Genomic DNA, 15622 nt, shown 5'->3' with positions numbered 1-15622 from the left:
TGCTGTTTAAGGTAAATTACTTAATCTGACGCAAACTAAGAAAAATTCAAAGGTTTGTTTTGCTATAGGTACTTGTGGGTACATAACCGCCTATTAAGCTGTTCCGGTTCAATATTAAACACTTATGGCGATATTACTCAGGGTGGTTTTCTGGGCATCTTATATATTACAAGTTATGTTAACCAATAAATCAGATGGGGCAGCCGCAAAAACCTATAGCCGCCGAACAGCAGATCCTCTCTTTGGGGCGCGTCCTCCAGAGCCTCAGAGAAGAAGATGATGTTGACGTTCTGATTGAAACTACTATTTCTTATCTTAAAGAACAGTTTGACTACAAACTGATTTGGATTGCTCTTTACGATCGCCTGAATCACATATTATTCGGCAAAGGCGGTATTTCTCCGGATAGTGACACTAGCTTTTTATACCAAAAGGTTGTTCTCAGTCCTGGGGATTTATTAGAGCAAGTGGTGATTGAACAGCATCCCTTGGGCATAGCTGATTTACAAACTGAAATTCGCGCCGCCGAATGGCGCAAAATCGCTGAAAAATTGCAGATCCAAGGAACGATTCTTTTACCAATTCGCTATAAAGACCGTTGCTTAGGTTTGCTGTTACTGGGTTCAGAACGCTGGGGCTATTTACTGACAGGGGAAGCAAAAGCACGTTTGATGATGGTTTTAGGTGAATTGGGGGCATTGCTTTATCAACAGGAGATACATAAGCAGCAAAAACAAACCAAGCGAACCGATGAGCCATTATTAGAATTGCTTGAAAATTTACGCACCCTGAATAACCTTAATCAAAGACTGGAAGCAGGGGTGCAAGCAACTCATAAATTTATTTCTCCTAGCCGGACAAATGTTTACTGGTTTGAGCGGGAAGGACGCTACTTTTGGTGTCGGATGAGCAATCAGCTTGTCAAAATCGATCGCAATTCCAGCACTCAGCAAGCTGCGGGAATGACTGTACAAGACTTGAGTGACTTTTATTATGCTTTGGCAGTTAACCAAATTGTTTCAATTGGTGATGCCCGCAGTTCTTTGAAAAGCCATTTTACGGCAAAATTACTGCAAAAGCTGAAAGTGCGATCGCTCCTGGCCGCTCCAATAATCTGGCAAAAGAACTTACTCGGTTTTCTGGCGGTGGAAAGCAATGAACCTCGAATCTGGACGGAGGCAGACAAAAATTTTGTTCAGGGTGTGGCTGGTTTAATCTCCCTGATTGCACCTAACGAAAGTATGGAAAGCACTATTAAACAGATTCAAGAAGATGCCCAACTGACTAGTCAAGTTGCCCAAGGTATCTATAGCGAACATGACCTTCAGGAAACCTTACACAGCTGTGCTAAAAAAGTTTTAGCTCGACTAACAGCCACCCGTTTTTTGCTGTTGCAGTACGATCCTGAACAGAATAATTATCAATTTATTTACCAAAGTCAGCCCCATAACCGCCGACCGTTGACATTTAGCCTAAATATTCTCAAAGAATTAGATGGACAGCTTTTGCAACGTTCAACTGAAGCGGTGGAGATTGAGAATTTAGATGAAGATTTACGCTTTTTTAACTGGCGGCCCTCTTTACTAGAAAGTGGAGTGCGATCGCTACTTATTTGTAAATGCACTAACGGTACTATCCCAGCAGCACTTTTGGTCATCACTCACGAAACCTATCGTTCTTGGACAACTCTCGAAAAAGAGTTACTGTGGGCTGTTAGTCAACAGATAGGCGTGATTGTTCGTCAGTGGCAATTACACAACCGCACTACCCAGCAGCAAAAAACTTCCCAGGCCTTTGAGCAATGCTTAAATATCTTGACGCAAACCCAGAACAGCAAAGTCGAGGTCAATAAAAAGCATTTAGAACATACAGCACTCGAACAAATAGCATCAATTCTGGGTTGTCCCCTGGCGTTACTGCTATCTTGGTCGCCCGGTGAAAATTTTGCAGAAATTATTCCTGGAGTGATTGAAAATAGTCAATTTGGGATTTTTTCCGATGCCTCTATTCCTATCCAGTCTGAAGCCTTAATTCAGTGGGCACTGGTTACGGAGAACTACCTGACTTTGAAGGTGGATAATTTACCCTCGGAAACTCGAAAATGGTTGAATACTCCAGATAAAGGTCAAATTTTGGTGATGGCATTACGCACTAATGCCGATTATGAAATCACAGGTGTAGTGTTATTAGCAGACTATCAAGAGCGTCGCTGGTCACAACAAAACCTGAATGCGATCGCAACTCTGATTTCTCAATTAGCTTGGTGGCGTCGTCAAAAACAAATTAACCGACTTTTAGAATCCACAACAGAGGAATTACGACAACTCAACTGGTACAAACATCGTCGTCTAGAGGAAATCCAAAGAATAACGGCACTATCCCTGAAACAAATACATGATTTGGGTACTCCTGCGAATGAACTGACTCAGATGCGCTACCAGCTATTGCTAAGACAATTAGACCACACAGCCACCTCCATGAGTGGAATGCTAAAACTTGAGAACTGGCAGCTACATATCAGTTGGGAAACTATGCCCATAGCTAGTTTACTGAAGCGATCGCTCGAACGCATCGACAATTTACTCAAACAACAAAAGCTGTGGATTGGTGTACATGGCTTGGGACAAACAATTGAGGAGCAAGAATCAGCAAAGAATTCTCCATTAGCCAGAGGCGTTCCTTCTTCTAGCTCTCAATCTGCAATGGCGATCGCTGGTGATATTGTCAAAATTGAATTAGTTATCCATGAATTATTGGTTACTGCCTGTAACCGTTCTCCAATTGGCGGCAGAATTGACATTTGGTGTCGTCGTTTAGATGCGTCAAAACCCTCGGAGGCAAAGTATTCTTCTACAAGTGGAGGGGGTCAACAGACATCGCTGGAACTGTCGATTACATACAACGGTGCGATCGAACCACAGCTACTAACAGAACTACATGACAATACACCCAAAGATGTGCTTGCTCCCACCAACCTCGACCAACCCCCAGCTTTACATCTGCTAATCTGCCAAAACCTCATGCAGGAACTAGGGGGAGAGTTGAATTTTTATCAATTACCAGATAATCGGGTAGTTAGCCGTTTGCTGTTACCGTTAGTTGGTCATGATTCTTAGTACGATTTTTCAAAGCAAGTGTTTGAAAATGAGCTTAAGTTAAAAAAATAAAAAATCTAAATGTAGGGTGTGTTATCGCTTCCGTAACGCACCATCCGAAAGTTTTGTGCGTTAGCCTACGGCATAACACAACCTACGTGTATTTCAAAAATTAAATATAAGTCTTATCTGTTAGTCACTTTTTAACTAAAAGCGTTAACAATTTATCATTGTCGCTGTCAAGGATAATTAAACGGAAATATAACATTATATTGGCAATATCCTCAACTAGTTTGTATATATTTACTGAGCTGCTAAATAGTTAAATTTGGAGTTATTGATAACTTTAATATATTTAGAAAAGCGTGACATTTATGAAAAAGCTAGTTAATATGTAACTTGATAAAACGCTGATAAGAACTATTTATTTTTTAATCAATAAAAAATAAATAGCCAGCCAATAATTGGTAAAGTCGCCTATAAAATATGGCTATTAATGGTATTGAATTAACAATTATCCTTAGCGTTGCTTGATCAACAGTTAATCTTTGGGAGAGTGCGGACAGCAATCTTTTAAGGTTTGTGGTGCAGCAGATTGAATTTTTAGTAGAAAAGCTTGGCAAAAAAGTCGAAATATATTGACTAAATATTACCATTGCATTTCAAATTTAGCACCAGGGCAAACGCATCTAAATATTGACGAGCCTGAATCAGGGCGAAATACACCAAGACTCAAACTACATAAGGCTTTGAGGAAATTAAATCTCACTCGTTATAAAAATGATAATCATTACGAGGGGGGAGTTAGAGGCAGCCGACGGCTGCCTGAGCTTTCACGGTCAGTTCTCCACTCTTCTAGCGTAGGTTTTCTCACAGTCTGATTCTCAATAGTTTTAGATTAATGACTAGGAATTATGAGAAGATCAGCACAAAGAAAAGCTCAATTTATGCGATCGCCGCCGGGAAGGACGGTTACACCATCGCCCTTCCGATCAAAGTGACTTTTACAGATGCTGTGAAAGTGAGGACGGCTGGCCTTCATTGAACGTGGTATTCTCACATTTATCAGAAAGAAGAATTACGTTCTTATTCTCCTCTCTATGAAGCTGAAACCCAAAATTACGATTGCTGACCATTTTGCGGTGATACAAGATCCACGAGTAGATCGCACCAAACGACATAAATTAATCGATATCATGACCATTGCCGTATGTGCTGTGATTTGTGGTGCGGATGGTTGGGTAGCCGTAGAGACTTATGGTTGTGCAAAGTATGAATGGTTAAAAACATTTTTAGAATTACCAAATGGGATTCCGTCCCACGATACATTTGCAAGAGTATTTGCACAAATAAATCCTCAACAGTTCCAGGAATGTTTTCTGAGCTGGATGAAATCAATACAGAAGATAACTGATGGTGAAGTTGTCGCGCTTGATGGGAAAACTTTACGTGGTTCTTATGATACAAGTAGTGACCAAAGCGCAATTATAATGGTAAGTGCCTGGGCAACTACAAATAAATTAGTGCTGGGACAAGTAAAAGTAGATCAAAAATCAAATGAAATTACAGCAATTCCAGAATTATTAAAGGTATTAGAACTGTCAGGATGTATTGTGACCATTGATGCAATTGGCTGCCAGAAGGAGATTGTGAAGCTAATCACACAGCAAAATGCAGATTATGTAATTGGGTTAAAGAAGAATCAAGGAAATCTTTATGATGAAGTAGAAAAACTATTCTCTTCAGGCATAGCTACAGGATTTGAGGGGATTGCACATAGCACGTATAAAACAGAAGAAACAGGGCATGGTCGTCATGAAATCCGCAATTACGTAATGTTCTCTCAAATTGAATCTCGGCTTAACCCAGATTCAATTTGGTCAAATTTTAATAGTGTTGGCATGGTAGAATCTGTCCGTTCATTCAATGGTGAAACAACGGTTGAAACTCGGTATTTTATCAGTAGCCTTGAGTCAGATGCTAAACAGTTTGGTAATTCTATTCGCAGTCATTGGGGAATTGGAAAATTCATTGCATTGGCTATTGGATGTTGCCTTAAGAGAAGATGACTGTCGAATTAGAAAAGATAATGCCCCACATAATTTTGCAATTCTCAGACATCTTGCAGTCAATCTTTTAAGTCAAGAGAAGCGTGTCAAACGTGGAATCAAAAATAAACAGTTTCTCGCGGCGATGGATAACAAATACTTACTAAGTATTTTAGCGTTAGCTTAAAATAGTACATCAAAACTTGAGTTGAATGTTTTACATAAAAGTTTTATTTATTCTCTAAGTAAATATATTCTTATGTAGCTCATAATTGAATTATTTTAGTATTGACGATTAGTCATTCAGTTGAAGATAAGCTAATTCAAATTTTGAAAAATATTTGATTTATTTTATTTATCATTTCACCGATTTTTGCAATTATCTATGTCATTTTGGAATCTCCCTTAGTTTTTATTAGTAAATAAGATGCGTTTGCCCTGCCCCCTGATCGCACCATCGACTTAGCTGCTAATCAAGCAACAGTCATTCCCGTGCGTTTACAGATACCACCGGAGGCAAAGGGGGGCGCGAATAGCTTACGCTTGGTGTTGATAAGTGCAGATCAAGCGATCGCACCAATTAAAATTGACCTCCCTATAACCATTCAGTCACAACTGCAAATACAACCTAAAAAGATAGATTTTGGCTCAATAGAAGCAGGTAAAACCAGTGAAACTCAAACTTTGGTAGTTCGCAGCAATATATCTGGAACAGCTAGCTTACAACTGCAAGGCAATTTCAAAGACGTTTCTATAGCAGAACCTTCAGCAGCCATATCCTTACAACCAGGAGAAACTAAAATTCCTGTGCAGTTGCAGGTTACTGATAGTAGTTTTGCAGGTGATCGCACTTTTACCTTAGTCCTAACCCCAGGTAACTCTATCGTTAATCCTGTCAGTACAGAAGCTAATTTGTATATTTTGATGCCACTATGGCGAAAAATAGTTATTTGGTTGCTCTTACTGCTGTTGGTGTTATTAATTACCCTGATAGTAGTTTGTTTGATTCAACGCAAAACCCCCTTGGAATTAGTCGAAGATTTCCGCAACCGTAAACGCTTAGAAGGAGCGTTGGTAGTGCTAGAACCACTGCCACAATCATCGGAAGACGAAGAGATTAGTCTCACTCATCTACATAAGGGTAGAGTATGCCTGAGTGATTTGATACCAGCTATTGCTGCGACAAATTCTGATGCCGAGTTAGTCACAGTTTGGCGGTTAGGCAAAAAGAATATAGATTTGCGTTGTTTGAAAGGTGTAATTTTTGTCAATACTAAAAATATAAATACAGATGAACTCTTCAACGAGGACATCATCCAGATTGGCAACGTTAAGTTGCAATTTAACTGGATTGAACACCAAAGACCCTCTGAGCCAGGCAGTGGGCAGACAAACTTTTGAATAATATCACAGGAAAGTGAATGTTAAGTCCCACGGTTGTGCGTCCCACGGTTGTTTTTCGTCCTACCGTTGTTATCGGGCTAGGAGGAACGGGTTATGAAGTCGTACTCAAACTTAAAAAGCGATTTATAGATGTTTACGGCTCAGTTCCAGAAGTTATTCGTTTTATTTCAATTGATACTACTGAAAATATTCAAGAACGAGAAAAATCACCTGATGGCACCAAGGTTGTCTTAGAACCTAATGAACTTTATGCAATTTCTGTCGCAAATCCACTACCGCTAACACGTAATGACCACATCGCTGAATGGTGGCCTAGAGACATTTCCGCAGCCAGCTTGATCAGTGGCGCTGGACAAATTCGGGCACGGGGACGGCTCGCCTTATTTGCGAAAGTAGGTGATATTGACGCTTTAATCGCTCAAGCAATCAATGCTGTCCGCGAAATTCGCACCAGTAAACAAGCATTTTCAGATAACTTTCAAGTTTCCAGTCGGGATGGTGTCGAAGTTTTTATTGTTGGCAGTTTGGCTGGTGGGACGGGCAGTGGCACATTTTTGGATACGGCTTTTTTAACACGAGAACATCTCAATAATTTTTCTAATATTACCGGGGTATTTGTTTTACCGAGAGTGTTTGCCAATATTCCCCAAACTCACTTGGTGAAGTCTAATGCCTATGGCGCTCTCAAGGAAATCGAACACTTTTGGGGATTGTCACCGTCTAATAGCATTGAAATTGATTATGGCATCAGAAAAATCAAAGCCGATCGCCCTCCCTTTGATGCTGTATTTTTAATTGATGGGGTTAACAAAAATGGAACTGTAGTCGGTCGTCCAGATGATTTGCAAAATTTAGTTGCAGATGGCTTGTATATCCAGATTGGTTCTCAAATCGGTTTAGACGCTGCTAACGTTGCTGATAACATTCGCGCTTATCTAGCAACTGGTGAAAAAGTTCGAGGACGCAATATAAATTACTGTAGTTTTGGCTTTGCTACTCTGACTCTACCAGTACAGCAATACGAGCGGATGAAATTAGAGGATGCTCAAAACTTGTTAAATAGGACTTACGCAAAACTACACACGGTAGGGGCAATTCATGAATTGCCCCTACTTGAGAATCAGGGTTTCAACTATTGTTTGCGTAAGTCCTATTAAAGAATGAGTTGATGGCATCTACCGCAACAATCGATTTAGACAGCGAAATCACCCGGTTTTTAGAAGATTGCAAGTTAGCAGATGCAACTACTGTTCTGAATGCGTTGACTGAAAGCGATCGTGGCGGGCAAATGAAACCCGAATTTAGAATTGGCGAAATGCGTTACGATCGCACAGCTTTGCCGACAATCAAAGAACTCTACAAACGGCAGCTAGATCAATTTGAGCAACGGACGGCTCAAGAACTAGGATTGAGTTTTTATCGCTTAGAGCAGACTGCAACTGCTGCGATCGCAACTTTCTGGGAGCGGAGTCTCAACCGTCCTAATGGACTAGCTTATGTTTTGGAATTTTTAACCCAACTTTCCCAAAAGCTAGATGAATTACAGCAGAGCGTCCAGCGCAAGTCGCAAGAGGCGAAATCCAGGAAAAGTGTCAGCGTCTACACAGCAACTTAGATAAAGTTTATCGAGATTTAGAACAGAGTTATCACGAGGTCAGCCGTCAAGGAAGTAACGATAATCCTTTTATTCACACCATTCAGCGCATCAATTTGCAATCGAAACGCCCCAAAGTTACTGGCGAAGATTTTATCCGTTGGCATCGAGAACAGTCTCAAACTTTAACGAATTGGTCTGAGAAAAAAGCTGAAGATGTCAAGAACGAAATTCTAAAATTTGTAAATGAAGCTTATTACCCTCTCACCAGCATGACTGTTGAGCAGGTTTTAGCAGATAGCAATCCCGAAGATGCGGGACAAGATTTGCAACAACTTGGCAAACTTGCAGTTCCTCTCTGGCAGTATGAAGTATCGGAAATTCCCATTCAACAGCAGCACTTAATTACAGAATTTTATTACTACGGAGTAGAGAGCAACAACACAATTTTTAGCGATCCACCTCTTTCTAGTCGCTTGCCTAAAGGAAGTAATAATCCTTCTTTCGTACCGACAGGTGAACCTCATAAGGTGATGCTGTTTCGAGTGGAAGTCGGTGTTCCCTTATTTGCCTTTAACGGTATGAGGGAACTAGAGTCAGCTTACCTAGATCCGAATAAAGTCTTTAAACACTTACATCGGAATTGGACAAACTTAGCTAATTTAATTCCTCCAGAAGACGACGGTGGGGCATTGCGTTGGTTTGCATTAGCCCTGGCACCTGATCCGTATAAATTGGTTGTCAATCAGAGTAAAAAATATTTTGTTTCCACAGAACAAGCAAAAAGATTAGAAGGCGGAGTTTTGCCTTTGGGAGGCGATCGCAAGTCAGCATTTAAAGCTTTTAAAAATAACTTGCCTCTAGTTAAGGAAATTGCTGACAAAGTTGAGCGGATTACCCACGAAGACCAAGACAAAGCCAAATCTACGTTGCAAAACTACATCAATCACCTCAATCAGGTTTTAAAGGGAGGCAAGGTTGATGCCCAGATTCAAGAACAGGTAGAAATGGAAATCCAGGAAATTGAAGCCTACCTGGAAGATTTAGATGTGATTATTTAGCCCCATATTTTGCACTCTGAGAGTGTCCCCATGCCAAAACCAACTATTTTACTTGCACTCGATCCTCACAGTGCCGCTTTTTGTGCAGCTATTAAACGGCAACTGCAAGAATTTCCAGCCGAGCAAACCTGTTTAATTCAAACTCATACCTTAACTTGGGATGGTCAAGCTTTTGGTTTTAGTAGCGAGTTAGATCAGTTTGCTGACATGAGTTTTGATCTGGCTCAAACTCATAGTAAACAAGCTTATGTCTCCAAAATCCGTACCCAGTTCACCGAAGCGACTGGCGAGATCCAAACTGCACTGATTGAATTATTAAAAACGGCTAGTCAATCAAAAGAAGCGATCGCAGCGAAACGCCAAGGAGTAGAAATCAGCAGCACCCATCGAATATATCTCATGCTGTCAGTTAGCAATCAATTTGCTATGGGAGTAGTTTTTGACATAGTACGCTTGATTCGTTGGCTATTTTCTAAGTACTTTACAGATATTCCTTACAGCTTAGAAGCTTTATTACTACTACCAGGGCTATTTACCCAAGCCACAACTGCTGACTATGGTGCTGCTTACACGTTCCTGAAAGAGTTAGATTACAAAATGACCAGTGGCGTTGTGATTACAGGCGCTCAAAAAGTACCACCTTTTGATAACTGCTGGCTGATGGATGAGCAGATTGGGGGACTGAAAGATAATTTACCTAGCTATGCTGATGCTTTGGCAGGTTTTCTCACCGTCGAACCGGAAACCAGTGGCTTATTGATTGGCGCACAAAAAGTCAGGGGGAAAATGCCTGCATATAGTGCATTTGGCTATGGAGAACTATTTTTTCCAGGAGAAACAACTATTAACCGCTTGAGTGCTGCCTTAGCTGCCGATATCGTCATGGAGCAGTTTTTACCGAAGGCAGAATTCACTCCAGAGGCAAGCCGCAAATGCCTGTTAGATGCCAAAGGATTTGTCCTCAGCGAAGATTTCAGCAATGCTTTTCTGCAATTAGAACGAGATAACGGCAAACCAGTTTGGCAAGATTTTAATCCGCGCATTGAGATGCGTACTGGGATGGCGCGGGAATATGGGATGGAATTGCAGCGTGCTTATCGGCAATTTGAAAATAAAGAGCTACTTGCCTATAAGCGATCGCTGGAAAATTGTTGCAAACAATTACAGGCAACACTAACTGCCTTCTTAGACCGCAGCATTAATCGCTATGCTGATGCTACACCTAGAGGCTTGCATGAAGGAGTTAGGCTATTAAACATATTGACCTTTTTTTATTTGGAACTGCAAACGGATGCCATTGGCGATCAATCCGAGAATCTGGTTACAGAACTGCGTGCAGCTGAAGCGTTTCTCGACTCAAGATTGAAAGTAACAATTGATCAAGAAGCCACTCAAAAGTTGCTCAACCAAGTTCTATCCTTAAAATTACGGCAGCAACAATTACAAGATGTTTTAGCTGAAAGAAAGTCTGAAGAACAACAGCAAGAGCTACAAACAACTCAGAAACAGCTAGAAACGGCAATTACTGAGTATCGCCAAGCGTTAAATGCCGAAATCGAACAAGCTCGACAAATTCGTTTTATAGCGATCGCTCACGCCCGTGAACAAGCCGAAGCTGTGATCGTTTCATCTCAAAATCTACTAACTCTCACTGAAAATCAACTTGAAACAGCCACAGATCAACTAAATGAACTGCTAGCAGAAGAAAACCAATTTCGCTCTCAGTATCTGGTCATTTATCCTATTTTTGTTGCCACTGCTTTATTAGGCTTGCTGATTATGACTGGAATTTTCAGTCAATCAACACTATGGTTGTTATTGCAAAATTTTTGGGCTAACTTAGTTAATTATTTGCTTTGGACTGCTGTAACAATTCTGACTTACTTAGGGATGGTTTGGCTCAAGTACAGTACTAACATTCGCGGTCGAATTGAAAAGGCTCAGAAACAAATTAAACGACTAGAAAGTACCGTTAAAACAACTATTGTAGAATTACGCCGCAGCTATAATGAAAAATTAAAGTTAGAGTATGATTTATACGCTCACAATCTTCGTGTCGAAGCATTAAATTATCTGATCAAAACAGCTAAACAAAAGGCGGAAAATCTCAGGCAAACTCTTACTAACTTGTCTGAAATATATAATGAGTTAGTTTCTCAACGCGATCAAGCTACGACGAAGTTCTCAGAAATTAGACTCGCAGTACTCACCGATGCTGATACTGATGCTTATTACCAAAATTTCCTAACTACACTAACAACTGAGACATTCACTCAGGAGCGAATTAGTCGCTCTCAGTCATGGAAAATTACTGCTGAAGAATTTAAAAACCAACTGATCAGCTATGCTCACCAACAGTTTAAGCAATTGAGCAATTTGTCTATTGGGGAAGTATTAAAACAATCCGATTTAATAGCCGAAAACACTGCAAATTTGCGTTTGAATCAACTTTATAATAGCGCTAATTTGTTGCTGCGAATTCAGGATATTGACACTAATTTAAACCCAACTTCTCAAAGAGAGATTACCCTCTGGGTGGGAGTAAAAGATAAAGAACAAATGTTTGCGCTTTACAGTCGATTTAGTCGCACTTTAACCGCTTTGGTAGCTGAAGATGAGCGACGGTTGTGTGTTTTGACCCGTTCGTTGGGTTTTCCGGCTTATTTTCTCAGTCAAATTGAGTTTTATCGAGACTGCTATGAACGGACTCTGAGCGAACAAATCGAGTTAGACGAAAACATTCCCGATTTAATCCCAGAGGAAATTGGTTCTGGTAGGGAATTAAAACTAGCTTATCAAACCCTGCTGTTAGCGATCGCTCTTGGGCTACTATCCCAGGATTCTCAAGGTGATTATCAATTCAACGGTCGGTCAATTGGTAAAAACCGAGAACAAATTACCTCAGCTTTAGCAACTGAGTTTACCTTTCAGGAAATCTATGGAGACTTAGAAGAACGTATTGAAACATTTGAACGTGATTTTATCTACCATAAATTACAGGAATTAGAAATATCTGCTGCATATTTGAATAATTACGAAGATAAGCTTTTAGATCATCTCCTCTCAGCGTATAACCCTCTGAATTAGGCATTAAATCGCCACCTTTTACTTCTCTGGAAATTTCATATAGACCTAATTCCCTAAAAGGGAAGGAGAGTAAGATTCAAAGCCTCTCTCCTAAAAAGAGAGGTCAAAAACAAGTCTAAAGATAGATTGACAACACATTTGTTCTCCGAAAGTATTCTCCCTTCATAGCAAACTGGTTATAATTATCTTCCATCTCTCTCAGAAATCAAATTCTCATATACACAGCATTTATATGGGGCGTGTTCGTTCTAAATCTGACCTACCTACAAAAATTTGTCCGGTATGTCAACGTCCTTTTACATGGCGTAAAAAGTGGCAAGATTGCTGGGACGATGTGAAATACTGCTCAGAACGTTGTCGTCGTCGCCGTTCTGAAGCTCAAAATGAAACTAATCGCAACACAGACGCAAATAGCGCAGGGGATTAATGGAGTTACAGGTGCAACCTAAATTAATTATTCATGGGGGAGCTGGTAGTTCTCTCCACGGTAAAGGTGGATTAGAGACCGTGCGCCGATCGCTCCATACAGTAATAGAAGAAGTCTATTCTCTGCTATTGTCAGGAGCAACTGCTTCTGAGGCGGTGGTGCAGGGTTGCCAAATGCTCGAAGATAACCCCCGATTTAATGCTGGTACTGGTTCAGTATTGCAATCTGATGGTCAAATCCGTATGAGTGCTTCCCTAATGGATGGCGCATTAGGGCGGTTTAGTGGTGTAATTAATATTTCGCGGGTGAAAAATCCCATTGAGTTAGCACAATTTTTACAAAACTCGCCAGACCGAGTGCTATCAGATTTCGGATCGGCTGAGTTGGCGCGAGAAATGCAACTTCCCAGCTATAACGCTTTAACTGATTTGCGATTACAAGAGTGGATGCAAGAGCGCCAGGATAATTTTAAAAGCACAATGGCTGGCGTGATAGCAGAACCCGAACTGCTAGAAACCAGCAATGCTGGACGCGGAACCATTGGCGTAGTAGCTTTAGATGTCTCTGGTAGGCTAGCTGCTGGCACTTCTACTGGTGGTAAGGGATTTGAGCGGATTGGAAGAGTAAGTGATTCTGCGATGCCAGCAGGTAATTATGCCACTAATAATGCTGGTGTTAGCTGTACTGGCATTGGGGAAGATATCATCGATGAATGTTTAGCTCCCCGGATTGTAGTACGTGTCACTGATGGGATGTCCCTGAAGGAGGCTATGCAGCGTTCCTTTGGAGAAGCACACCAGAACAAACGAGATTTAGGAGCGATTGCTTTAGATGCTAGTGGAGCGATCGCTTGGGGAAAAACTAGCGAAATTTTACTCGCCGCCTATCACGACGGCGAAAAAATTGGCGATACTTTGGAATGGAATGATAGTGAATTGATTGGCTATTGTTGAATAAATTCTAACGCCTGAGTTAAGATTTCTTCCTGGTCAACCATTGCAGCCAATTCTTGGGCTTCATAACGCCCCTCAAAAGCTTCTAGCGCCGCTCTTTTCAGTGCCACTTGATATCCTTGTTGCAGAATATCCATTAATTCTGTCTGATTCAAGTAATAATCACCGGATTTGCGGCGCTTGTTTATTTTGTTGATTTCACGCACTGTATTTTCTATCGAAACATCCCAAGAGCGAGTCGAACGTTTTTCAGCCTTTTGTTTAATTAAGTGGATGAGCAGAATTACACCATAACTATCAATTTTATTGATTTTGTCACTGAGGCTCATTTCTTCTAACTCATCCACCAACAGCAACGCCTCATGGATTTTGCCTTGTTCTAGAAATTGCCTAAGTTCTAGCAGTTCTTCCATGTTATTTTTTGAGATTTTGGCTTCACTACTAATCTAGCTAGATTAGACATCTTGCAAAAATCCTGGTTTATGCTCTCAAACCATAGATCAACCGCGATTAATATCAATGAATTATTTATGTTGATCTTTAGTTTCATTTTCAACACTTTTCCTTTGCCAAGCTGATTTCACAACCTGACGACTACGGGCAATCACCAGAGAATCATTAGGTACATCTTCTGTGACGGTAGAACCAGCTGCAATGTAAACATCATCTCCCAAGGTGATTGGAGCAACTAAAACGCTATTGGCTCCAGTTTTGGTGCGATCGCCTATTTTTGTACGGTGTTTCTTCACGCCGTCATAATTGGCAGTAATTGTACCGGCACCAATATTCACCTGATTGCCGACGATGGTATCACCTATATATGACAAATGTGCTGCATTCGTGCGATCGCCTAATTGGGTATTTTTTAATTCCACAAAATTCCCCACACGGCAACCAGCACCGACTTGTACGTGACCGCGCAAATGAGCATAAGGGCCAATTCGGCTTCCCGCCTGCACAGTACTATCTATTACTACTGAATACTGCACCGTGACGTTTTCAGCCAACTGGCTATTTTCAATTAAACTTCCCGGCCCAATATGACTCCCTGTTTTAATTACCGTATTTCCCCGCAGGTGAGTTTGGGGTTCAATAATTACATCTGGCTGTAATTCCACTGTTTCATCAATGGTGATGCTTGCAGGGTCGATGAGGGTGACACCCGCTAGCATCCATTTTTCCTTGACTCGTTTTTGCAAAATTTCAGATGCTGTTGCTAGTTGCAGGCGATCGTTGATACCGAGAATTTCTTGGTTATCTTCCACATTCACCGCCATCACTTGTCCCACCTGAGTGACGGCATCAGTGAGATAGTATTCTTTTTGGGCATTGTTTGCCTGAAGGTGGGGAAGCACCTTTGCCAAATCTGGCCAACGGAAGCAGTAAACTCCAGCGTTAATCCGCTGATTTTGTCTTTGAGCAGCAGTACAATCTTTGTGTTCGACCATTTGCTGCACAATATTTTCATCGTTACAAAAAACTCGCCCGTAGCCTGTCGGGTCTGGTAAGTGCGAGGTAAGAATGGTGGCAGCATTCTGATTTTGGGCGTGAGTTTGTAACATCTGCTGGAGAGTTTCGCTGCGTATCAACGGTAAATCGCCGTTAAGTATCAGCAAATCCCCTGTGTAATCTTCCAAGTGTGGAAGTAATTGCTGGATGGCATGACCGGTTCCCAGTTGTACAGTCTGTTCAACAAACTCCAAGTTGGGAATTGAATGCATGGCGGTTTGCACTTCTTCGGACTGATACCCGACAATTACGATTCGTCGTGAGGGCGAAAGTGGTTCTACACTTTCGATAACTCTCTCGACTAGCGATCGCCCACCCAAAGAATGTAAAACCTTGGGTAAACGTGATTTCATCCGTGTGCCGCGTCCCGCCGCTAGAATTGCTACAACTACCATAATTAGCTATCAGCTATCAGTGAAATTATGATTAATGCTGTTGGTACTT

Annotated in this window: 10 protein-coding genes and 1 pseudogene; 9 read left to right on the top strand and 2 right to left on the bottom strand. The window is 41.1% G+C overall.

Features of this window, described 5'->3' with window-relative positions; translation table 11 throughout:
- Positions 1-194 precede the first annotated feature (194 nt).
- The 9 genes and pseudogenes from FD724_RS03355 to FD724_RS03325 all read left to right on the top strand — a co-directional run bounded on the left by FD724_RS03355 (position 195) and on the right by FD724_RS03325 (position 13669).
- On the top strand, positions 195-3116 hold the full coding sequence (locus FD724_RS03355) for a GAF domain-containing protein (protein ID WP_179071576.1): 2922 nt from the start codon (positions 195-197) through the stop codon (positions 3114-3116).
- A 1079-nt stretch (positions 3117-4195) separates the two neighbouring features.
- Positions 4196-5330 (top strand): annotated as a pseudogene (locus tag FD724_RS03350) (ISAs1 family transposase).
- Between the two features lie 305 nt (positions 5331-5635).
- On the top strand, positions 5636-6544 hold the full coding sequence (locus tag FD724_RS03345) for a hypothetical protein (RefSeq protein ID WP_179071575.1): 909 nt from the start codon (positions 5636-5638) through the stop codon (positions 6542-6544).
- Positions 6545-6564: 20 nt separating this feature from the next.
- Entirely contained in the window at positions 6565-7704 is a 1140-nt protein-coding gene (locus FD724_RS40565) for a tubulin-like doman-containing protein (protein WP_256874438.1), read from the top strand.
- An 11-nt stretch (positions 7705-7715) separates the two neighbouring features.
- The gene (locus tag FD724_RS40560) at positions 7716-8162 is read left to right on the top strand and encodes a hypothetical protein (protein ID WP_256874437.1); all 447 of its coding nucleotides are present in this window, start codon (positions 7716-7718) and stop codon (positions 8160-8162) included.
- A 95-nt stretch (positions 8163-8257) separates the two neighbouring features.
- The gene (locus FD724_RS40555; RefSeq protein WP_256874436.1) at positions 8258-9202 is read left to right on the top strand and encodes a hypothetical protein; all 945 of its coding nucleotides are present in this window, start codon (positions 8258-8260) and stop codon (positions 9200-9202) included.
- 30 nt (positions 9203-9232) lie between these two features.
- Positions 9233-12289, top strand: coding sequence for a hypothetical protein (locus FD724_RS03335; RefSeq protein WP_179071574.1), 3057 nt, complete (start codon positions 9233-9235; stop codon positions 12287-12289).
- Between the two features lie 232 nt (positions 12290-12521).
- On the top strand, positions 12522-12716 hold the full coding sequence (locus FD724_RS03330) for a DUF2256 domain-containing protein (RefSeq protein ID WP_012407669.1): 195 nt from the start codon (positions 12522-12524) through the stop codon (positions 12714-12716).
- Positions 12716-13669 carry an isoaspartyl peptidase/L-asparaginase gene (locus tag FD724_RS03325; protein WP_114085902.1) on the top strand — a complete coding sequence of 318 codons (954 nt, stop codon included), beginning with the start codon at positions 12716-12718 and terminating at the stop codon, positions 13667-13669. The genes FD724_RS03330 and FD724_RS03325 overlap by 1 nt, the downstream gene beginning before the upstream one ends.
- Here the strand turns inward: FD724_RS03325 and FD724_RS03320 are convergent.
- Both FD724_RS03320 and glmU read right to left on the bottom strand, forming a co-directional pair.
- The gene (locus tag FD724_RS03320) at positions 13660-14082 is read right to left on the bottom strand and encodes a DUF29 family protein (protein WP_179071573.1); all 423 of its coding nucleotides are present in this window, start codon (positions 14080-14082) and stop codon (positions 13660-13662) included. The two genes, FD724_RS03325 and FD724_RS03320, sit on opposite strands and share 10 nt — an antisense overlap.
- A 111-nt stretch (positions 14083-14193) precedes the next feature.
- Positions 14194-15573: a bifunctional UDP-N-acetylglucosamine diphosphorylase/glucosamine-1-phosphate N-acetyltransferase GlmU gene (gene glmU / locus FD724_RS03315; protein WP_179071572.1), complete on the bottom strand. Its 1380-nt coding sequence runs from the start codon at positions 15571-15573 to the stop codon at positions 14194-14196.
- Between the last annotated feature and the right edge of the window lie 49 nt (positions 15574-15622).

The sequence above is a fragment of the Nostoc sp. C057 genome (assembly GCF_013393925.1).
Classification (GTDB): Bacteria; Cyanobacteriota; Cyanobacteriia; order Cyanobacteriales; family Nostocaceae; genus Nostoc; species Nostoc muscorum_A.
Note: the sequence above shows the minus strand (reverse complement) of the source record. Positions and strands in the feature narration are given on the sequence as shown.

Coding starts and splice junctions, on each gene's coding strand:
- FD724_RS03325 (WP_114085902.1), top strand. CDS start 12,716: ATGGAGTTACAGGTGCAACCTAAATTAATTATTCATGGGGGAGCTGGT.
- FD724_RS03335 (WP_179071574.1), top strand. CDS start 9,233: ATGCCAAAACCAACTATTTTACTTGCACTCGATCCTCACAGTGCCGCT.
- FD724_RS03355 (WP_179071576.1), top strand. CDS start 195: ATGGGGCAGCCGCAAAAACCTATAGCCGCCGAACAGCAGATCCTCTCT.
- FD724_RS03320 (WP_179071573.1), bottom strand. CDS start 14,082: ATGGAAGAACTGCTAGAACTTAGGCAATTTCTAGAACAAGGCAAAATC.
- FD724_RS40565 (WP_256874438.1), top strand. CDS start 6,565: ATGTTAAGTCCCACGGTTGTGCGTCCCACGGTTGTTTTTCGTCCTACC.
- FD724_RS03330 (WP_012407669.1), top strand. CDS start 12,522: ATGGGGCGTGTTCGTTCTAAATCTGACCTACCTACAAAAATTTGTCCG.
- glmU (WP_179071572.1), bottom strand. CDS start 15,573: ATGGTAGTTGTAGCAATTCTAGCGGCGGGACGCGGCACACGGATGAAA.
- FD724_RS40560 (WP_256874437.1), top strand. CDS start 7,716: ATGGCATCTACCGCAACAATCGATTTAGACAGCGAAATCACCCGGTTT.